This is a genomic window from Pararhizobium arenae, assembly GCF_001931685.1.
Taxonomy (GTDB): domain Bacteria; phylum Pseudomonadota; class Alphaproteobacteria; order Rhizobiales; family Rhizobiaceae; genus Pararhizobium; species Pararhizobium arenae.
The window spans coordinates 115,064-135,710 of record NZ_MOOY01000005.1 but is presented as its reverse complement, the minus strand read 5'-3'; the positions used below and the strand labels follow the sequence as shown (position 1 = coordinate 135,710).

The window sequence follows — 20,647 nt, the reverse complement described above, 5'->3', positions numbered from 1 at the left end:
CCGCATGGTGGGCCGTCATCGCCTACCAGAACAGTTCCAACTGCGGCCGCCCATTAGAGGTTTTCTCGACAGTCCGTCCGTTTTCCCCGATCGTGCAATGAACCCGCCGGCGAAAGGCCGAGAAGCTTTCGAAGGTCACGACATCGACGGGCTTTTCGAAATGCAGCGTCAGCCGGTAGCGGCCGGGCTGTGACTGCAACGCTTGAACGCCCAGGATTTCGGCCTCGAAGGGCTGCCCGAGGTAAAGCCCCTTCACTTTGGAGCCCAGCATCCACGGATTGAGCGGCGGTCTGTTGCCGACAGCGGCATGCAGTGTGTTCCAGTCTCGAAATCCATATTGGCTCGCGACAAGCTCCAGCGCTTTCGAATGGCTTGCTTGTTGCCCTTCGGCTTCCAGCGCGTTGCGCAGCCGCCTGGCCTGATCCTTCAGGCCCTCCAGGGAGGGCAGCGGCACGGAGCCGCTTGATGCAGTACCCATGACAGGTCTCCTCATCGGCATGCTTTGAAATGGAGGGGTCCGCATTGCCGCCGGGTCGCATGCCATGAAAATGGATGACCAGTCATCGTTCAAGAGCTTCACCTTGGCTTTCGCCAGCGGACGGCCGGGGCTCTTTCCCGTTGACCCGCCTCTAGGCCAAAGCCGCCTAGCTGTCAATGCAACACAGCAAAACGGCGGTGCCTGGAGGTTCGGGCACCGCCGCTTCGCGGTAACGCGGGGGAGAGACCGCCTCCCTCCCCCGCGCCTCTTGCATCAATGGCGACGCTTCTTGCCGCCATCGTTGCCGGAGAGAATTCCGAGGCCAAGCAACCCGGTGTTGTTCTGCGACAGGATGTTGTTCAGCGAACCGTTCAGCGCCTTGTTGAGCACGCTGTTGTCGGACAGCACATCACCGACATCCACCGAGGGAGCAACGACGATGCCGCCATTGGCGACGCCGATGTTCTTGCCCGAGAGGATGCTGAGGCCGCCGGCCGAAGCCGGCGAGATTGCGAGGATCGAGGATGCGGCTGCGACGAAAGCGATGATCGAAAGCTTGGTGTTCATTTCCGTTCTCCTTGTTGATCGTGCAAGTCGTTTGCACAACCAAAAGGATATGTATCAAAATGAAATCAGCAAGCGTCGATAGAAAACGTAATAAACAGTTAACCATAATAAATACAACTTTAAGATACACTCTCATAGAGAGATAATTCTGAAATAAGCAACCAGAGATGATCTCCCTTCGTCGTTTGTTAACCAAGCAAGGGCAGAGTTTTAAAATAAAATCTCAGGTTGATTCATTTGCCATGACACGCCGATTGAAGGTTCTGACTTTTGGCATAATTACCAGCTTTTCGCCCTTCGCACTGGCGGAAACCCGGCTGGATCATCTGTCCGAAATCGGGTATTCCAGCAATCTTTTCGAAGATCCGGATGCCCTATCCGGTTCATTTTGGCAAGAAACTCTGAAGCTGAGGGGCAGCCTGAGTGGCGATGACACGAAGTGGTCGTACGCTATGGGCCAGACGATAAGGCGAACCGGCGCCTATCGCTTCGGGGATACAAGCGCAAGCGAGTTCAACCTGGGATATGCGCATTCGCTCGATAAGGACACGTTGATAGAACTGGAAGGTGCTTATCTGCGCACTGAATCAGGAGACGTGCTGCTAAACCTAACCCAATCCGTCATCGGCTATGAAACCACCGATCACGCCTTTCAGGCAGCAGCAAGATACACAACCCAAAGCTTTATCGGAAAGACGGTGATATCCGCCAGGGCATCCACGATGAAGAAAGGCGATGCACGTTTTACGATTAGTTTGTTGCAGCCGACGAAACTCGATCCCGACGTGTCGCTCGCAAGCTTTTCCATCAATCACTACGTACCAGCCCTGGGCAGCGAACTGTGCTTCTGCATGGAGTATCAGCAGAGCTTCATTCCCTCCGACGAACAGAAGCGCTTCTTCCGCTTTCCGGCAACGATGCTGCGGGGCTCGCTGGCCTATGCGCGCGTGGCGGGCCCGCTGACGCTGGTCGGCGAGGCCGGCTTCTCCACCATCGACAGCGAGCATATTCCCCGCGAAAGCTATCCCTACCTGCGCGCCGAAGCGATCTGGAAGCTCAATACTGCGGTCGAAGCAGGGCTCAGCTACAAGAGAAGCCTCTCCATTGCGGATATCGACGATGCTCTCGGCGAGGATACCGATACATACACCGCCACGCTCGCCGTCAGACTGACCCCGTGGATGACGGCAAGCATGACTTACAGTCTGGCCGAGAGCGAATACGTTTACTACATCTACAACCGCGAACGCCGCACTCTGGCGGCAAAGCTTTCCTTCGGGGAAGAGAACAGGCCGAAGGTGGAGATCGAATATCTCAATACTGTTCAACGCGAGACCGACGCCAGCGCCGATTACCGCGCCAATAGCGTCGTCGCGCGCCTGCGCGGCACGTTTTGAAGGGCGCGTCGCACCTTCTGGATTGAGAGCGCCGCAGCCGCAATCATAGATTGACTAACCTTCGCGAGAGGAGGATTATATTATCATCTCTGCACATGGAGGCTTTCATGACGAATGCTTATACCCTGCGTGCCGTGACTATATTTCTGTTCACATTGACGATTTTGACCATACTGCTTGCGTCGGCCGAAACCGCGGCGGCGCAGAGTCCATGCGATCCTCGCATCAGCGTCTGCAAGTAGACCGGGATGGCCGAGGGCGACCTGGAGAAAGTCGCCACCCTCCTGGGTGAGCAGGGCTCGTTCGCGCTCTCGTTTGCGGTGGGTGCCGTCGTTATTGCCCTTTATTCCCGCAAACGTATCGAGGAATTCACCCGGCCGCCCAAAGGCGAGGAGTACGACTTCACCAAGATGCTGACGATGGGCGATATCGTCGGCCAATCGATCTTCTACAAGTCCTATGTGTTCTATACGGTCTTCCTGGAGTTCCTGTATTTCTTCATCTGCACCTCGAAGCCCCTTGTTCTTTTGATCGCCAGCGATCCGACCGGAGCGACTTTCGAGGGGGCCGCCTGGCCGCTTGGTGCCGCTCTTCTGGTTGTCGGCCTGCTTCCCTCGGTGCCAGCCGTGGCGGAGATCGAAAGGATGCTACGGGGGCTGGCCCAGCGTGTCGCAAGCATTCCCGGCGAATTCTACGATCGCGTCACGCGACTGTCGCGTAGCGAGATCGAGCAACTCGTTTCCAGTGCGCCCGAGTACAAGCCGGAACTCCGCTCCTTCCGCCGCATTCACAACCTTTTGCTGACCATTGGTTTTGCGGATGACGATGCGCGCCTGATGGCCCGAAGCTGCACTGCCGCCAAACTTTTCCCGCAGTGGACAATCGACGGCGGGCGTATCTGGTCATCGGAAGAGTTCGACAAATACAAGGACATCATCTCTGTCCTCCGGCCGAAGACGGAACTTCTGACAAGCGAGATCGACGCCCTGACGACTGCCACGATGAGACTTCCATCGACCAAAGCGATATTGACGAAGTTTGGCATCGACGATCCCTCGAAAGACATCACGCCGGAAATGATCGAAAAGATCATCGCCGAGGCGGATGCTCTTATCAAAGCAATGCCGGAGAACCCAGCGACGGAACCGGAGATAAAAGCCGCGCAGCTCTTCGAAAACACGGTGAAGCGCTGGAAGGCGGTCGCCATGGAATGCGACGTCTCGGCCAAGCGGCTTTCGGCCCTCTTTGCCATTCTCGCGCGCAATGACAAGGAAACCGCTGCCCAAATCCGCAAGGGCGCGCTTGCTCCCGTCATGGTCGGCGGTCGCAGACCGGATCCTGTCCTCGCAGCGCTTTTGAGATTGATGGACGAGGCCGAGGTGGCTTATCCGTGGAGCAATGCCGGCATTGTCGCGATCATCGTCGGCTTCGTTGGATGTCTCGCGCCGCTCTGCCTTTATCTCTACACGGTCGAATATCTGTTCAAGGTCGCCGACCCCGTCATAGGCTGGGCGCAGGCATTCCGCACGATCGACGCGACGACGATTATTCAGGAGGCGCTGTATACCTCCCTGACGATCGCCTTTATGTTTGCTATGGCCAGCATGGTTGCGCTCTTTCTCCGGTCCCTGAAACAGGAAGAAGGCACCTGGGAGACCTTCACGCGCTTCCGCCGCATTCCGGTTTCCAATTACCTCGCCATCGTCTGGTGGAGCAGCCTCGCGGCCTTCATGCCGCTCGTCATCTCCTATATCGGATATTACTACAAGGCCGGGGAGGTCTCCCTGCTCGCCAAGCTCGGCCCGTCCGACCTCGTGGAGACCCTGTTCTTTCGCTACGTTCTTGGCTTCAGCGCCGTCGCGTTCGGCATCGCCATCTGTATCCTCGCGGATATTATCGACACGAAGGCAGAGTTGAAACACGTCCGCGCGGTTTATCTGAGGGTCGTTCTCGGTGTGATGTTCATCGAGTTTCTGTGCCTGATCGTCAATCCGCTTTACAGCCTGGAAAGCCGGGCCTTTTGGCACAACATGGTGGCCGTCAGCTGCTATGCCTTCGTGGCCTTGAAAGCTTTCCAGATCAGCTACAGCGCCAACATCGAACCCACCGGGCGATCAGCACGGGCAACGCCGGATCCCGTTGCGGATGCCGACCCGGTGATCTGACGTGGAATTTATCAGGGAAAAGCAAGAACCGGTTTTCCGGAAGTGTGATCACCAAATTGAAAGCGCCCGGCCAATATCTATCCGGGCACCACCAAAAGAACTGCGCGCGATCAGGCGGCCTTGCGCAGCGACGGGCGCGCCAGTTTGCGGCCGCTCGGGGTCAGGAGGCCGACAGCGCCTTCCAGCCAACCGGCCTTCAGCTCGAGACCCAGGAAACGGTCGCGCTCGAACGGGCCGGGCATCACGAGATGGCGGGCCTTGTCGGCGAAAAAGCCGAAGCGCTCATAATACGGGGCATCGCCGACGAGCAGGATAGCGCCATGGCCACGCTTCTTGGCTTCGGCAATCGCCGCCCGCATTAGCGCGCCGCCAATGCCCTTGCCTTCCTGGGCACCGTCGACAGCCAGCGGGCCAAGCAGCACCGCCGGAACGGCACTGCCGTCGCGATCGACGCCGGCCTCGACGTTCCAAAGACGCACCGTGCCGATCACATGACCATCCGCATCGCGGGCAACCAATGCTAAGCCCTCGGCAGGAACGCGGCCACGACGCAGCGCTTCCGACGACTTGCGACGGCGGTTCGGACCCATGGCGCGATCGAGCAAGTTTTCACGCGCGACGACATCGCCCGGGTTTTCCTGGTCGACGGTGAAAGTGTTGTGCGCGAAAAACGCGCGGACAGAATCAAGAACAGCGGCCATCTTGGCCTCCGAAGCTCAAAACCGTTTCAGACGGCATCGAAAGAAAATTGTGAAGGTGCGGCGCCCGCCTCAAGGGCGCGGGAGCCGCAAAGGATCAGATCACGTAGGACTTCAGCGGTTCGAAACCGTTGAAGGCGACGGCCGAGTAGGTCGTCGTGTAGGCGCCTGTGCCCTCAATCAGCACTTCGTCGCCGATCGAAAGCGAGAGCGGCAGCGGGTACATGTTCTTCTCATACATGACGTCGGCCGAATCGCAGGTCGGGCCGGCCAAGACGCAGGCTTCCATTTCGTCAGCGTCATGGGCGGTGCGGATCGGGTAACGGATCGCTTCGTCCATGGTTTCGGCGAGACCGCCGAACTTGCCGATGTCGAGGAACACCCAGCGATGGCTGTCATTGTCCGACTTGCGCGAGATCAGCACAACTTCCGACTTGATCACGCCTGCATTGCCGACCATGCCGCGGCCCGGCTCGATGATGGTTTCCGGCAGGTTGTTGCCGAAGTGCTTGCGCAGCGCACCGTAGATCGCCTGGCCATAAGCCTCAGCAGACGGAACGTCACGCAGGTACTTGGTCGGGAAACCACCGCCCATGTTGACCATCTTCAGTTCGATGCCCTGCTTGGCAAGCGAGACGAAAACGCGCTTGGCATCCGACAGGGCTGCATCCCAGGCGTCGAGCTTGGTCATCTGCGAACCGACGTGGAACGAGACGCCATAGGAGACGAGGCCGAGCTGATGGGCGTAGACGAGAACGTCGACAGCCATCTGCGGAACGCAGCCGAACTTGCGCGACAGCGGCCATTCGGCACCTTCGCCATCAGTCAGAACACGGCAGAACACGCGCGCTCCCGGAGCCGCGCGGGAAATCTTTTCGACTTCCTCGTGGCTATCGACCGCGAAAAGGGACACGCCCAGCGCATGAGCGCGGGCAATATCGCGCTCCTTCTTGATGGTGTTGCCATAAGAGATGCGTTGGGCGGTCGCGCCGGAATCGAGCGCCATTTCGATTTCAGCGACGGACGCGCAATCAAAATTGGAACCCATGCTGGCGAGAAGGCGCAGGATTTCCGGCGCCGGGTTTGCCTTGACGGCATAGAAGATCGCGCTGTCCGGCATGGCATGACGGAACGCCTTGAAATTGTCTCTGACGACATCGAGATCGACCACGAGGCAAGGGCCGTCGGGACGTCGGGTGTTCAGAAAGTCGGAGATGCGTGCAGTCATCATGGTCGTATTCCCCATATTCAAAAGGCTCCGGAAACCCGGAGGACAAAGGGCATACGGGTGCACGTACAGGTACCAGCCGGTGGAGACCCCGGAACCATGACATGCGCTCGTACAGCGCGGATGATGGACCAACGCTCCGCCTAGAGCTTTGATCCGCTTTGTCTGCCATTGATTGGAGGGGAGAACCCGACCGCACTTCCGGCAATGAAGGTGTGCCTCTAAGTAACCCCGGCTGATGGAAAGCCGGCAGAGAACAAAAAGGCCCGCACCGTCGTTGCTTCAAGATGTCCTCGCATTTCCCGGTTGGCCGGAATAGCGACTGGAGCGGTTAGTTCCAGGTACCTTACCGATGACCTCACCTTAGGGACGTATCCCAGTTCGAGGGTCGGCGGACACCCACAGGCACGTGCGACTTTGGGCAAGGGGGAGATAAGAAAAATCATTGTCGTAATCAAGAGGATTTTGCGTGAGGGGGTATATTTTTTGGAATGAAACGAGAGACCAGTTTTCGTTCACATTTTTCGAACAATTTTCTTGACCTTCCCGAGAAAACCAACCTACTGTTTTCACATAATTTTCTTGGACGCAAAGAACGAAAAAACCAGGTCGGAAATCGATCTTTAAAAATGCGTTTATTTCAATACAACGGCGACGACCTCGCCCATATCTGGCTTGATGGCGAATCGAATCGTCGCAATCCTTGTCCTGGAAGCGTAGGAAACAGGAGAGCTGAATGGATACCTTGACCCGCATTCGCGCCTTCATCGATGTGGTCGATGCCGAAGGTTTCTCCGCTGCCGCCCGCAAGGTCGGACGCTCCAAGGCGTTGCTTTCCAAATATGTGCGCGAACTGGAAGACGAACTGGGCGCGCTGCTGCTCAACCGCACCACACGGCAATTCTCGCTGACCGAAGCTGGCCATACCTATTACCGTACGGCGTCCGAAATCCTGAAGGAGATCGACAACCTTGCCGATCTCGTGCGCGCCGGCAATTCCGACCTCAAGGGCAAGCTTCGGATTACTGCGCCACGAACCTTCGTGGATGCGGAGATTGGCCAGTCCTTGATCGATTTCGGCAAGGCGCATCCCGAACTATCGCTTGAGATCATCTCCGATGACCGTTTTGTCGATCTGGTGGAAGAAGGCTTCGACGTTGCAATCCGCATTACAAAGCTTGAGGATTCGGCGCTGATTGCCCGCAAGCTTTCCGACTTTCACCTGAAGATCTGTGCCTCACCACGCTTTCTGGCCATCACCGGACCGATCGTGCATCCATCCGAGCTTTCCAAGATCGCCTGCGTGATCGACACCAACGGCCGCTCCTACAGCAACTGGCGCTTTGTCGATCAGGACGGCACCAGCTTCAGCGTACCGGTCAGCGGGCCGATCGAAGTCAACAGCCCGCTCGCCGCCGTCCGCGCTGCCGAATCGGGCATGGGCATCGCCTCCGTGCCGGAATTCATCGCGCGCCCGAAGATTGCCGAAGGCAAGCTGGTCTCGCTGTTCGAGGATTACCTGCCGACGGACCGCGGCATCTATGCGATCTACCCGCATCGACGTTACCTGCCGACCAAGGTCCGCACGCTGGTCGATTTTCTCACCAACTGGTTCAGGAAGAACAGTTGAGCAGGCAAGCCGTTATACCCTCGCAGTCCCAATTCCGTCCAAATTGAAACGCATTGCAGCATGAACGGCCGGATGCCACTCCCATCGGCCAGGCAGGGGAAGCCCCATGAACCGTATCACCGTCGCCCTTACCCTCGCAGCCATGCTGGCGCCATCGGCCGCCCTCGCCCATCCGCATATCTTTGCCGAGGCACGGCTGGAGATCGTTTCGGACGAGAAGAACGAAATTTCCGAGCTGCGCAATGTCTGGCGTTTCGACGACCTGTTTTCCGCAAGCGTTGTGATGGATTTCGACAAGAATTCCAACGCTGAGCTCGATCCGGACGAGTTGCAGGAAATCGGCCAGACGGTTTTGGATTCGCTGCAGGAATACAATTATTACACGACGATCTCCGACAACGGCAAAACCATCGGGGTCAACAAGCCGGAAAGCATTGTTGCCGATTACAAGGACGGCCAGCTGCTGCTGATGTTTGCGGTCAAGCCGGCGCAACCGATGCCCCTCAAGGGCAAGCTCTCCTTCGGCGTCTACGATCCGACCATGTATACGGCGATCGACTTTCCGACGGACGGAGACCTTGCGCCGATCGGTGATCAGATCAACGCCTGCCAACACAAGGTCATCCGCCCCGATCCCGATGAGGTGCTGGCCGAAAACAAGGCAAGCCTGACGGATGCGTTCTTCAACGATCCGACGGGCACGGACATGTCGAAAATGTTTGCCACCAGGATCGAATTTACATGCTGAATGCGAAGAAGTCGCTCGCAGTCGTTTTGGCAGGTTTCGGCATGGCCGTCGCCTGCGTAAGCCTGGCCCACGCCCAATCGCCGCTCGGCATCGGCACCGCTGAACCGGGTTTCAACACGTCGGGCTTCTTTGGCGGCTTTTTCGCCTGGATCAACAACGAGCAGCAGGGTTTCTATCACACGCTCACCGCATCGCTCAAAGGCATGCGCGACAATCCCTGGCAACTCTGGTCACTGATCGGCCTGTCTTTCGCCTATGGCGTTTTCCACGCTGCAGGGCCCGGCCACGGCAAGGCTGTCATTTCCTCCTACATGATCGCCAACGAGACGGAGCTGAAGCGCGGCGTCGTGCTGTCCTTTCTGTCGTCGATCCTTCAGGGGATCGTCGCCATCCTGCTCGTCGGTGCCGCCTATCTGGTGCTGCGCGGCTCCTCGATCTCGATGACGCAGGCGACCCAGTTTCTCGAAATCACCAGCTACGCGCTGATCGCCGCGTTCGGTGGGTGGCTGCTCTATCGCAAACTGCGCGGCATGATCGCGCCAGTGTCTGCGCTTGTTCCGGCCATGGCCGGTGATGGTCACCATCATCACGATCATCATGGGCATCACCACCACGACCACCATCACGCCGCCGGAGAAGTCTGCTCCACCTGCGGCCACGCCCATGCGCCTGATCCCGCAATGCTCAAAGGCGATGATTTCGACTGGCGCGAAGCCTGGTCGGCGATCGTGGCGGTGGGCCTTCGCCCCTGCTCGGGCGCACTGATCGTGCTCAGTTTCGCGCTCTTGAACGGGCTTTATCTCGGCGGCGTGCTTTCGGTCTTCGCCATGTCGATCGGCACCGCCATCACCGTTTCCATCCTTGCGACGCTTGCGGTCACCGCCAAGGGTTTTGCCGTGCGCTATGCCAGCAATGCGGCGACGGCCACGCGGATCGGCAACGGCATCGAAATCTTCGGCGCCCTTCTTGTGCTGGTTTTGGGATTGGTCCTGCTGGGCGCGGCCCTGCAGGCATAGAACGGTCGATCCGGTGATCAGAGCCCGCGATTGCGCTGGTAGCGGGCGCGCAGCCAGAAGATCAGGAAGAAAGCGAGAACGCAGATCGCGCCAAAACCCGCCGCAAGCCACGGCGAAAATTCGCCGAGCCAGATCATGGCCTTCGGCAACAGGAAGAAACCGAAGCCGACGACAAGCAGGATCACGGCAGCAGCGATAGCTGGCGAGCGCTCCTTATTGTTGCCTTGCGTCATGTTCTTTCCCCTTCCATACGCCGTGCCTGCGCGCAGGCAGGAATGCCGGCCATCGCTAACGAAATTCCAAGGCGAAAACCAGTCACAAAAAACCTCCGCCCGGTTTTGACGAGCGGAGGCCGCAATTTTCGACCGCTTTGGAGCTTATGCCCAGGGGTTGGAGCCCGTCGGCTGTGGCTGAGCCGGCACCTTTGCCGCCGACACCGTCGCCTCGATGTGATCGACAAGCGCATCGGCAAGACCAAGACGCCCGGCAAGCAGATCGAGATAGCCACGCTCCGCCCGGCTGTCCGGCTCGATCGCAAGGCGAGACGCCGTGTAAAGCTCGACCTTTTCTTCTTCCGTCCGTGCGGCGGCAACGATGGCGTCGAGGTCGGTCGGCTTGGTCAGCTCATCGTTGAGAAACTGTTCGGCCTCCGCATCGAGCCCGGCGAGCTTCACCTTGTCCATGATGCGCGAACGCTCGCCATCATCGATATGACCATCCGCACGAGCCGCGGCGATCATCGCACGCACGAGAAACAGCACGAAATCGTTGCGCACGACGGCAGGCTCGGTGCTGAAGCCAGAATCGGCCGGAGGGGGCAGAAGTTCGGGTTGCGGTTGCGCCGGGTCCGGCTGGGCGACGGGCTCCTTGCCGGCCTGATAATTCTTGTAGGCCTGATAGCCAAGCCCGGCAATGGCAGCGAGACCTCCGAGCTTCACGGCCGTTCCGGCAACTTCGCGGCCGGTGCCCGTTCCGAGCAGGACGGCGGCGAGCGCGCCGGTCTTCCAGGGATTGTCCTTGGCCATCTGGATGGCTTGGCCCGCGCGATCCTTCACGCTGCCACCGGCACCCGGCACCTGGGAGCCCAAAAACTGATCCAGAAGTTTCTTCGCGTCGAACATATGGGTCTCACTCCCTGGCTGATTGAAATCGAATTGAGACATAGGAACGTGACGACGGGAATACAAACAGCAAGGCCGCCAAAAAGGCGGCCTTGAGAGAGAAAATGAAGCGATAAATCAGCCCTTGAGGGCGAAGGCTTCGGCAGCGAGCTTGGTGATGCCGGCCCAATCGCCTTTGGCAACGAGATCCTTCGGCGCGACCCACGAGCCGCCGACGCAAACGACGTTCGGTAGCGACAGGTAATCCCTGGCGTTCGACAGCGAGATGCCGCCGGTCGGGCAGAACAGCGTGCCGGCGAGCGGCGACGACAGCGACTTGAGATAGGCAGCGCCACCCGCCTGCTCGGCCGGGAAGAACTTCATCACGTCATAGCCTTCTTCGCGCAGGCCCATAACTTCGCTGGCGGTCGCGGCACCCGGCAGCAGCGGGATCTCGCTGTCATTGGCGGCATCGATCAGTTCCTGCGTCGTGCCGGGGCTGACGATGAACTGCGACCCGGCCTTGACCGCCTGCTCATACTGCGCGGCATTCAGGATCGTGCCGGCACCGGCGACGGCACCTTCCACCTGATCGGCAACGGCGCGGATGGCGTCCAGCGCTGCCGGCGTGCGCAGCGTGATCTCGATTGCCTTCAGGCCGCCGGCCACCAGCGCGCGGGCGAGCGGCACCGCGGTTGCAACGTCATCGATGATCAGAACCGGAACGACCGGCTGCAACTTGAGAACGGAAAGGAGTTTATCGGTCTTCGTGCTCATGCAGGGCCTCTTTGGTTTTTAAAACGATTGAAGTGATGCCGGAATACTCTTGTGCGCGCCTTCTGTCGAGGGTGCGCTGATCATTCCTGCCTTGCGAATATGATGCCACGATGAACACGTAATTTACCTGACGGCCAGAAAAGCAGGGTTTGCAGAGTATATATAATTCGTTAATCTCCGCCGACCTCGACCACAAGATCAACCATGCAAGGCAGAATTGATGGCCAAGGAAATAGAGCGAAAGTTTCTCGTCTCCAACGACCGCTGGCGCCGGCAGGCTGATGGCGGAACATCAATGAAGCAGGCGTATATCGTTGCCATGGACGATCGTTCTGTTCGCGTCCGCATCTCCGGAGGCAAACGAGCACAACTGACGACCAAGATTTCCAAGACCAAGCTGATCAGGGAAGAATTCGAGTACGACATTCCGCTCGATGATGCGGAAGACATGATGCGCCAGGCGATCGGCATCGTGATCGAGAAGACCCGATATCGCATTCCGACTGCTGGCTTTATCTGGGAAATCGATGTCTATCACGGCGACCTTTCGGGCCTGATCGTTGCAGAGGTGGAAATGAACAGCGAAAACGACAGGCCGCTGATCCCGGACTGGATCGGTCGCGAAGTGACCGGCAACTATCGCTATTCCAATCACTATCTGGCGCTCGAAGGCTTGCCGCAGATGTCGGCCTGAGCCGGCTAAATTTCTCCGGCCACCGTGCCGCAGGCCCGCCGATTGCGCGAAACGGTGGAACGCTGTATTTGAGCGGCCATGACCGACACGATCAACACCGCCCGCCCGGAAGCCGCCGCTCCCGAACACGACAGCCCGTTTCTCGTGGCTGCGCTCTATCATTTCGTTTCCTTCCCGCGTTTCGCCGAATTTCGCGCACCGCTGCAGGCGATCTGCGACGAAAACGGCGTGAAGGGAACGCTGCTCATCGCCCATGAGGGCATCAACGGCACGATTGCCGGGACCGATGCCGGCATTGCTGCCGTTCTCGCCTATCTGCGTTCGCAGCCGGAATTTGCGCGTCTCGAGCACAAGGAAAGCCGCGCTTCCACCATGCCGTTTCTGCGGATGAAGGTGCGGCTGAAGAAAGAGATCGTGACCATGGGTGTCGAGAACATCGACCCCAACAAGGTGGTCGGAACCTATGTCGAGCCGAAGGACTGGAACGCCTTGATCTCCGATCCGGAGACCATCGTCATCGACACCCGCAACGACTATGAAACCGCGATCGGCATCTTCAAGGGTGCCGTCGACCCGAACACGAAGACGTTCCGCGAGTTTCCGGACTGGGTGAAGAACAACACCGGCCTGCACAACAAGCCGAAGATCGCCATGTACTGCACCGGCGGCATCCGCTGCGAGAAGGCGACGGCTTTCATGAAGGAGCAGGGTTTCGACGAGGTCTATCACCTGAAGGGCGGCATTCTCAAATATCTCGAGACCGTGCCGGAAGAGGAAAGCCTATGGGAGGGCGCGTGCTTCGTCTTCGACGACCGCGTCTCCGTGACGCATGGGCTGAAAGAAGGCGAGCACACCCTCTGTCACGCCTGCCGCCAGCCGCTGACGCTGGAAGACCTGAAGTCTCCGCATCACGAGGATGGCGTTGCCTGCATCCATTGCTACGAGGTGCGCACCGACGAGGATCGCCAGCGCTACCGCCAGCGCCAGCAGCAGATCGAACTCGCCAGGAAGCGCGGCGAGAAGCATCTGGGTAGCTGAGGGCTGGGGTGAGGGGCAAAACTTTCATCCTTTAAGAATACTCATCATGGCCCCTCATCCGGCCTTTCGGCCACCTTCTCCCCGCATACGGGGAGAAGGAATATGCCGCCCTTACCGGCCAACCTTCACTCAAAAACTAGAAATTCTCTTTTTAAAACAATAATTTTCGCAACGATTCCTTTTCGCATCCAATTTCTGATTTACGTACATCAGAAATTCCTCTACACCTTGCCGCGGAGGAAAAATGCGACCAACCGTTCATGATATTGCCGCTGCCGCGGGGGTGAGCCTTGCGACCGTCGACCGGGTCTTGAACCTGCGTCCGGGCGTGCGCGCCGCGACCCGCGAGAAGGTGGAACAGGCGATCGAGCAAATCGGCTTCGTGCGCGATGTCGCTGCCGCCAATCTTGCCAAGAGCCGCGTCTATCCCTTCATCTTCATCCTGCCTTCCGGCGACAATTCCTTCATGCGCGGGCTGGAGACGGAAATCCGCGCGGCGATCGATCGTTCCGTTTTCGAACGCACCCAGATTTCCATCGTCACCGTGCCGGCGTTCGACGGCCCTGCCCTGGCGAACGCGCTCGATCAGGCGCGCCTCTCCCATCCCGCCGGGGTCGCTGTCGTCGCTGTCGATTCCCCCGAGGTCGCCGCAGCCGTCAACCGCTTGCGCACGGACAACATTCCGGTCGTGACGCTGGTGTCCGATCTTGCCGGCTCCGCGCGCGATCATTTTGCCGGTATCGACAACGCTGCGGCTGGGCGCACCGCCGCCGGCCTCATGGGTCGTTTTCTCCGCGGACGCCCTGGCCCTATCGCCATTCTTGCCGGCTCCATGCTGGTCCGCGACCATCGCGAACGTCTCGAAGGTTTTCGATCGTTGATCGAAACGGAGTTTCCCGGCCGCATGATCCTGCCCGTGCTGGAAGGCCATGACGACCCTGTCGAGGCTGAGCGTCTTGTAGGCCAAGCCTTGAAGAGCCATCCCGATATCGCCGGCATCTATTCGCTCGGCGCCGGCAATCGCGGTTTGATCGCAGCGTTGAAAGCGCACCAGTCCGGCGCCTCAGTGATCGCCCATGAGCTGACGCCCCATACCCGGAAAGCCCTGAAGGACGGCCTCATTGATGCCGTTCTCAATCAGGATGCCGGCCATGAAGTGCGCTCCGCCATCCGCGTGCTCAAAGCGAAAGCGGACGGTCAGGCTGTGCTGAGCGCGCAGGAACGCATCCGCATCGACATCTTCCTGAAAGACAACCTGCCCTTCGATGACGCCGCACCGGCGTCCGAAGGCGACGATATCTAGGAGAACAGCATGTATCTCGGTCTCGATCTCGGCACATCCGGGGTAAAGGCGCTACTGATCGATGACGCCCAGCGCGTTATCGGTTCGGCCTCCGGCGCCATGGACGTCTCCCGCCCGCTTCCCGGCTGGTCGGAACAGGACCCGGCCGCCTGGGTGCGCGCCACGGAAGAGGCTGTCACCGGGCTGAAAACCTCGCATCCAGAAGAGTTGGCAGCCGTGCGCGGCATCGGCCTTTCCGGCCATATGCATGGCGCGACGCTGATCGACGCCAACGATCAGGTGCTGCGTCCCTGCATTCTCTGGAACGACACTCGCAGTCATGCCCAAGCCGCACGGCTCGATGCCGATCCACAGTTCCGGGCGCTGACTGGCAACATCGTGTTCCCCGGCTTCACCGCGCCGAAACTCGTCTGGGTCGCGGAAAACGAGCCCGACATTTTCGCGAAAGTCGCCAAGGTGCTGCTGCCGAAGGATTTCCTGAGGCTGTGGCTGACGGGTGAGCATATCTCCGAAATGTCCGACAGCGCCGGCACCTCCTGGCTCGATACAGGCAAGCGCGCTTGGTCGGAAAGCCTGCTGGCCGCAACCGGCATGACCGTCAACCAGATGCCGTCGCTCGTCGAAGGCACCGACGTCGGCGGCACGCTGAAAGCCGACATCGCGGCGAAATGGGGTATGGGCGCCGGTGTCGTGGTTGCCGGCGGTGCCGGTGACAATGCGGCTTCCGCCTGCGGCATGGGCACGGTTGCCGAGGGGCAGGCCTTCGTCTCGCTCGGCACCTCCGGCGTGCTCTTCGCCGCCAATGCCAGCTACCTCCCGAACCCGGCCAGCGCCGTTCACGCCTTTTGCCACGCGCTTCCGGGCACATGGCACCAGATGGGCGTCATTCTCTCCGCCACCGACGCCCTCAACTGGCATGCGGGCGTGACCGGCAAAAGTGCCGCCGACCTCACCGGCGAACTCGGCGATACCCTGAAAGCCCCGACCAGCGTTGCCTTCCTGCCCTATCTCTCCGGCGAACGCACCCCGCACAATGATGCCGCGATCCGCGGCGTCTTTGCAGGCCTTGGCCATGAAAGCAGCCGGGTGGTGCTGACCCAGGCGGTGCTCGAAGGCGTTTCCTTCGCCATCCGCGACAGCCTCGAGGCCCTCAAATCCGCCGGCACGACGCTGTCCCGCGTCACCGCGATCGGCGGCGGCTCGCGCTCGCGCTACTGGCTGCGGTCGATCGCAACGGCGCTGAACCTGCCGGTCGATGTTCCCGCCGATGGTGATTTTGGGGCCGCTTTCGGCGCCGCGCGTCTCGGCCTCGTTGCCGCCACCGGCCGCGATCCGATCTCCGTCTTTACTCCGCCGGCAACGGCGGAAACCGTGGAGCCGGATGCCGCGCTCCGCGATGCCTACGAGACCGCCTACCAGCGCTACCGGCGGCTCTACCCCGCCATTCGCGACGCCTACTGATCCCCATTCAAAGACCAACACAGGAGACACCCATGAGCACCGGTTTCTTTGGCGATATCGCCAAGATCAAATATGAAGGCCCCGATAGCACCAACCCGCTGGCCTTCCGCCACTACAACCCCGACGAAGTCGTCCTCGGCAAGCGCATGGAAGATCATCTGCGCTTCGCCGTGGCTTACTGGCACACCTTCGTCTGGCCGGGCGGCGACCCCTTCGGCGGCCAGACCTTCGAGCGTCCGTGGTTTGAAGACAGCATGCAGGCCGCCAAGCTGAAGGCCGACGTCGCCTTCGAATTCTTCCAGCTGCTCGGCACCCCCTACTACTGCTTCCACGACGCCGACGTGCGCCCGGAAGGCAAGAATTTTGCCGAAAACACCAAGAACCTGAACGAGATCGTCGATTACTTCGCCGAAAAGCAGTCCCAAACCGGCGTTAAGTTGCTGTGGGGCACGGCGAACCTCTTCTCACATCGCCGCTATATGTCGGGTGCGGCCACCAATCCGGATCCGGACGTCTTCGCCTTTGCGGCCGCAACCGTAAAAACCTGCATCGACGCCACCCAGCGTCTGGGCGGCGAAAACTACGTGCTCTGGGGTGGCCGCGAAGGCTATGAAACCCTTCTCAACACCAACCTGAAGCAGGAGCTCGACCAGCTCGGCCGCTTCGTCAACATGGTGGTCGAATACAAGCACAAGATCGGCTTCAAGGGCGCGATCCTGATCGAGCCGAAGCCGCAGGAGCCGACCAAGCACCAGTACGACTACGACGTTGCGACCGTTTACGGCTTCCTCAAGAACTACGGTCTCGAGAACGAAGTGAAGGTCAACATCGAGCAGGGCCACGCCATCCTCGCCGGCCATTCCTTCGAGCACGAACTGGCGCTTGCCAACGCACTCGGCATCTTCGGCTCGATCGACATGAACCGCAACGACTACCAGTCGGGCTGGGACACCGACCAGTTCCCGAACAATGTTCCGGAAATGGCGCTCGCCTTCTATCAGGTTCTGGCAGGCGGTGGGTTCACCACCGGCGGCACCAACTTTGACTCTAAGCTGCGCCGCCAGTCGATCGATCCGGCCGACCTGCTGATCGGCCACATCGGCGGCATGGATTGCTGCGCCCGCGGCCTGAAGGCTGCGGCGAAGATGATCGAGGACAAGGCGCTTTCCGGCCCGCTCGACGCCCGCTATGCCGGCTGGAAAACCGCGGAAAGCCAGAAGCGCCTCACCAGCTCGTCACTGGACGAGCTTGCCGCCTATGTCGAACAGAACGACCTCAACCCGAAGCCGCGCTCCGGCCAGCAGGAACTGCTCGAAAATATTGTCAACCGTTACGTCTGATTCTGGATCGTAGATGGTCGTTTTGGGGGCGCTCCGGCGCCCCCTTTCCGTTGCGTCCCACCACCCGTCTCAAATATGAGACAATCGTAGGGTGCGGCATTTTGCCGAAGCCACCCCCAAAAATTCATCCACTATAACTAAAATAAACTTACAAAACATGGACTTAAATCTTCAATGAGTCCTGACGCGGCAATCGCCTCTTCAGTCATTCTTAACCATGGAAATCTAACACTCCCTGCAAAAGGCGCGTTCTCCCCTGCCGACATGACGTCGAAGCTGCAGCCCGCATGTTTCTCTTGATGTCAAAGGATGGCAGTATGACTGCAAATGGTTCCGTTAGCCGCGATCTCAGCGACCGGCTTGAATTCGTAGGTCTCGGCAAAGCCGAGCGTGATGCGCTTCGCCAGGCAAAACCCGTCATCGCCGCCTCGCTGGATAACGCCCTCGACACCTTCTACAGGAAGGCGACGGCCCATCCGGCCACCTCCAAATTCTTCGCCAGCGATGCCCATGTGAAAAGCGCGAAATCGCGTCAGGCAAAACATTGGGAAACGATCGCGAACGCCGATTTCGATGCCGGCTATGTGGAAGCCGTGACGGCCGTCGGCAAGGTCCATGCGCGCCTCGGCCTCGAGCCGCGCTGGTATATCGGCGGTTATTCGATGATCGTCGAATCGATTGTCCGCGCCGTGGTGGAAAAACATCTGGATGGTTTTCTCTACAAGAAGAAGGCCAAGGATGTCGCGCTCGATATCACCGCTGTCATGAAGGCTGCCTTCATCGACATGGATTACGGCATTTCGGTCTATCTCGAAGCCCTGCAGGAGGCGCGCGAGAAATCGGAAGCCGAACGCCGCGCCCTCGCCGAGCAGCAGGATCATGCGATGCACGCGATCGAATCCTCGCTGGCGCGTCTCGCCAAGGGCGATCTGACGGCAAAGATCACGGATGAACTCGCTCCCCAATTCGAGACCATGAAGGCGAATTTCAACTGCGCTCTTTCGACGCTCGATAAGGCGCTCGGCTCGATCGTCCAGGCCGCCGACGAAACCTCCGGCAACGCGAGCGAACTTGTCACCGGCACCGACAACATGGCCCGCCGCACCGAGCAGCAGGCCGCGTCGCTGGAAGAAACGGCGGCAGCACTCGAAGAGATCACCACGATCTCCAAGGAATCCGCCAGCCGCACGGAAGAAGCCCGCCGCGTTGTCGGCCATGCGACGGCAGAAGCCCGCAAGTCGGGAGAAGTGGTCGAACAGGCCGTTTCGGCCATGAGCGCCATCGAGGATTCCTCGCGCCGCATCACCCAGATCATCGGTGTGATCGACGAGATCTCGTTCCAGACCAATCTTCTGGCGCTGAACGCAGGCGTCGAGGCGGCCCGCGCCGGGGAAGCCGGCAAGGGTTTCGCAGTCGTTGCCCAGGAGGTGCGTCAACTCGCGCAGAAATCGGCGGATGCCGCCAAGGAGATCAAAGCCCTGATCGACAAGTCCTTCGCCGACGTCTTACGCGGCGTGACCCTCGTCAACCAGACGGGCGAAGCACTTACCAACATCGGCGAGCAGGTTGCCCACATCAACGGCCATATCGACGCGATCACCAGTTCGGCCCGCGAACAGGCGATCGGTATCGGCGAGATCAACACGGCAATCGGCAGCATGGATCACATGACCCAGCAGAACGCCGCCATGGTCGAGCAGACGAATGCCGCGACCCACAACCTGATGCGCGTGAGCACGACACTGACGGAACTGGCAGCCCAGTTCACCGTATCAAACGGACAGGCTTCGGAACCCGTTGCCCATCGCCCGGCGGCCCGTCGTTACGGCTGATGTTTTGAAATTGATCAGGCGCTGCTCGAAAGATCAGCGCCTGATCCACTGCCGCGACGGTGCGGCCACCGAATTGCGCACCACGAGATCCGGCCGCAGCAGGATCTCCGTTTCCGGCGGCTGTCCGTCGGTCAACAACTCCAGCAGCAAAGCCATGGCATGTTTGCCGATCAGGGTACGCGGCTGGCGGATCGTCGTGAGCGACGGCGACATGAAGGACGCCTGCGGCACATCGTCGAAACCGGTTACCGAAAAGTCGTTGGGAATATCGTAACCGCGCGCGCCGAGCCCGATCATCACCCCGATCGCCGTCTGGTCGTTGACGCACATGAAGGCCGTCGGCAGCGTGTCGCGCATGAAGAGCTGCTCGACGGCAAGCCGCCCGCTCTCGATCGTGCCGTCGCCTTCGAAGACGGTCCGCTGGTCGGGCGGCACATGCGCTGCATCGAGGCCCGCCTCATAGCCTTGACGACGTCGGTTGTAGGCCAGCCTCGTGCGGGAATCGCCGATGAAGGCGATCTTGCGATGGCCCTCCGCCAGCAGCAGGTCCACCACCTTACGTGCGCCCTCGGTGTCATCGACACCGACATAGGGGATGCCGCCATTGAACACAGGCTCGAACACGCCGACGCTGGGCGGCAGGTGTGCGGTCATCGTCTGATGGCCGAAGGGCAAAATGCCCGTGAAGAGGATGAGGCCGGCTGCCTGGTTTGAATTCAGGAATTTCAGATATTCGAGTCCGCGCTGGGCATCATTCTGCGTATGACCGATCAGCACCCCGTAACCATGAGAGCGCGCCTCGTTTTCCAGACCGACGAGAATATTGGAGAAATTGGGGTCACCGATATCCGGCGCCACGACCAGGATCATATTGGAACGGCCAAGCCGCAGGCTGCGCGCCATGGCGTTGGTCGTGTAGCCGGTGATGGCAATGGCCTGGCTGACCTTGAGGCGCGTGGAATTGGCAACCTTCTCCGGCGTGTGAATCGCACGCGAGACAGTCGCGATCGAAACCTCGGCGATCCGGGCGACATCTTCTATGGTTGCCGGGCTGGAATTCGACACTGCGCTCTGCCTTGAATTTGGTCTAGGCGGGACACTACACAGAGTTCCCCGGAGGTCAAAGGCCGACGGGAAATATTCCCCGTTACATCCCGATGTAAACCTTTACATGA

19 protein-coding genes are annotated in these 20,647 nt (G+C 59.7%); 11 read left to right on the top strand and 8 right to left on the bottom strand.

Features of this window, described 5'->3' with window-relative positions:
* Nucleotides 1–22: 22 nt before the first annotated feature.
* Together BLX89_RS12405 and BLX89_RS12400 are read right to left on the bottom strand one after the other, a co-directional pair.
* The gene (locus tag BLX89_RS12405; RefSeq protein ID WP_075291230.1) at nt 23–478 is read right to left on the bottom strand and encodes a glyoxalase superfamily protein; all 456 of its coding nucleotides are present in this window, start codon (nt 476–478) and stop codon (nt 23–25) included.
* 273 nt (nt 479–751) lie between these two features.
* On the bottom strand, nt 752–1,045 hold the full coding sequence (locus tag BLX89_RS12400; RefSeq protein WP_075291229.1) for a hypothetical protein: 294 nt from the start codon (nt 1,043–1,045) through the stop codon (nt 752–754).
* A 167-nt stretch (nt 1,046–1,212) separates the two neighbouring features.
* Between BLX89_RS12400 and BLX89_RS12395 the strand changes: the two genes are divergently transcribed.
* A complete protein-coding gene (locus BLX89_RS12395) occupies nt 1,213–2,442 on the top strand; it encodes a hypothetical protein (protein WP_143523604.1) in 1,230 nt (409 codons plus the stop codon).
* Nucleotides 2,443–2,690: 248 nt separating this feature from the next.
* Nucleotides 2,691–4,607, top strand: a complete 1,917-nt coding sequence (locus BLX89_RS12390; RefSeq protein ID WP_075291227.1) for a hypothetical protein — start codon at nt 2,691–2,693, stop codon at nt 4,605–4,607.
* A 110-nt stretch (nt 4,608–4,717) separates the two neighbouring features.
* Here the strand turns inward: BLX89_RS12390 and BLX89_RS12385 are convergent, their stop codons facing one another.
* Together BLX89_RS12385 and odc2 are read right to left on the bottom strand one after the other, a co-directional pair.
* Nucleotides 4,718–5,308 carry a GNAT family N-acetyltransferase gene (locus BLX89_RS12385; protein ID WP_075291226.1) on the bottom strand — a complete coding sequence of 197 codons (591 nt, stop codon included), beginning with the start codon at nt 5,306–5,308 and terminating at the stop codon, nt 4,718–4,720.
* A gap of 94 nt (nt 5,309–5,402) precedes the next feature.
* Complete coding sequence (gene odc2 / locus BLX89_RS12380; RefSeq protein WP_075291225.1) at nt 5,403–6,536, bottom strand: ornithine/lysine decarboxylase; 1,134 nt, start codon at nt 6,534–6,536, stop codon at nt 5,403–5,405.
* 733 nt (nt 6,537–7,269) lie between these two features.
* Here odc2 and BLX89_RS12375 point away from each other — a divergent pair.
* From BLX89_RS12375 to BLX89_RS12365, 3 genes are all read left to right on the top strand, one after another.
* Nucleotides 7,270–8,163 (top strand): LysR family transcriptional regulator, encoded by an 894-nt coding sequence (locus BLX89_RS12375; RefSeq protein ID WP_075291224.1) that lies wholly within the window; start codon nt 7,270–7,272, stop codon nt 8,161–8,163.
* A 106-nt stretch (nt 8,164–8,269) separates the two neighbouring features.
* On the top strand, nt 8,270–8,911 hold the full coding sequence (locus tag BLX89_RS12370; RefSeq protein ID WP_075291223.1) for a DUF1007 family protein: 642 nt from the start codon (nt 8,270–8,272) through the stop codon (nt 8,909–8,911).
* Between the two features lie 41 nt (nt 8,912–8,952).
* Nucleotides 8,953–9,927: a nickel/cobalt transporter gene (locus BLX89_RS12365; RefSeq protein ID WP_425348613.1), complete on the top strand. Its 975-nt coding sequence runs from the start codon at nt 8,953–8,955 to the stop codon at nt 9,925–9,927.
* A 17-nt stretch (nt 9,928–9,944) separates the two neighbouring features.
* Here BLX89_RS12365 and BLX89_RS12360 read toward each other — a convergent pair whose 3' ends face one another.
* The 3 genes from BLX89_RS12360 to BLX89_RS12350 all read right to left on the bottom strand — a co-directional run bounded on the left by BLX89_RS12360 (nt 9,945) and on the right by BLX89_RS12350 (nt 11,804).
* Nucleotides 9,945–10,160 carry a hypothetical protein gene (locus BLX89_RS12360; protein WP_075291221.1) on the bottom strand — a complete coding sequence of 72 codons (216 nt, stop codon included), beginning with the start codon at nt 10,158–10,160 and terminating at the stop codon, nt 9,945–9,947.
* 144 nt (nt 10,161–10,304) lie between these two features.
* Entirely contained in the window at nt 10,305–11,048 is a 744-nt protein-coding gene (locus BLX89_RS12355; protein WP_075291220.1) for a tellurite resistance TerB family protein, read from the bottom strand.
* A gap of 117 nt (nt 11,049–11,165) precedes the next feature.
* Nucleotides 11,166–11,804: a 2-dehydro-3-deoxy-phosphogluconate aldolase gene (locus tag BLX89_RS12350; RefSeq protein ID WP_075291219.1), complete on the bottom strand. Its 639-nt coding sequence runs from the start codon at nt 11,802–11,804 to the stop codon at nt 11,166–11,168.
* A gap of 220 nt (nt 11,805–12,024) precedes the next feature.
* On the opposite strand from BLX89_RS12350, the gene BLX89_RS12345 reads away from it, so the two are divergent.
* The 6 genes from BLX89_RS12345 to BLX89_RS12320 all read left to right on the top strand — a co-directional run bounded on the left by BLX89_RS12345 (nt 12,025) and on the right by BLX89_RS12320 (nt 19,472).
* Nucleotides 12,025–12,498: a CYTH domain-containing protein gene (locus BLX89_RS12345; RefSeq protein ID WP_075291218.1), complete on the top strand. Its 474-nt coding sequence runs from the start codon at nt 12,025–12,027 to the stop codon at nt 12,496–12,498.
* Nucleotides 12,499–12,576: 78 nt separating this feature from the next.
* A complete protein-coding gene (trhO, locus tag BLX89_RS12340) occupies nt 12,577–13,536 on the top strand; it encodes an oxygen-dependent tRNA uridine(34) hydroxylase TrhO (RefSeq protein ID WP_075291217.1) in 960 nt (319 codons plus the stop codon).
* 244 nt (nt 13,537–13,780) lie between these two features.
* On the top strand, nt 13,781–14,839 hold the full coding sequence (locus BLX89_RS12335) for a LacI family DNA-binding transcriptional regulator (protein WP_075291216.1): 1,059 nt from the start codon (nt 13,781–13,783) through the stop codon (nt 14,837–14,839).
* Nucleotides 14,840–14,848: 9 nt separating this feature from the next.
* Nucleotides 14,849–16,300: a xylulokinase gene (gene xylB / locus BLX89_RS12330; protein WP_075291215.1), complete on the top strand. Its 1,452-nt coding sequence runs from the start codon at nt 14,849–14,851 to the stop codon at nt 16,298–16,300.
* Between the two features lie 32 nt (nt 16,301–16,332).
* Nucleotides 16,333–17,640, top strand: coding sequence for a xylose isomerase (gene xylA / locus BLX89_RS12325; protein WP_075291214.1), 1,308 nt, complete (start codon nt 16,333–16,335; stop codon nt 17,638–17,640).
* Between the two features lie 317 nt (nt 17,641–17,957).
* The gene (locus BLX89_RS12320) at nt 17,958–19,472 is read left to right on the top strand and encodes a methyl-accepting chemotaxis protein (RefSeq protein WP_075291526.1); all 1,515 of its coding nucleotides are present in this window, start codon (nt 17,958–17,960) and stop codon (nt 19,470–19,472) included.
* 33 nt (nt 19,473–19,505) lie between these two features.
* Here BLX89_RS12320 and BLX89_RS12315 read toward each other — a convergent pair whose 3' ends face one another.
* Nucleotides 19,506–20,537 carry a LacI family DNA-binding transcriptional regulator gene (locus tag BLX89_RS12315; protein ID WP_075291213.1) on the bottom strand — a complete coding sequence of 344 codons (1,032 nt, stop codon included), beginning with the start codon at nt 20,535–20,537 and terminating at the stop codon, nt 19,506–19,508.
* Nucleotides 20,538–20,647: the final 110 nt, after the last annotated feature.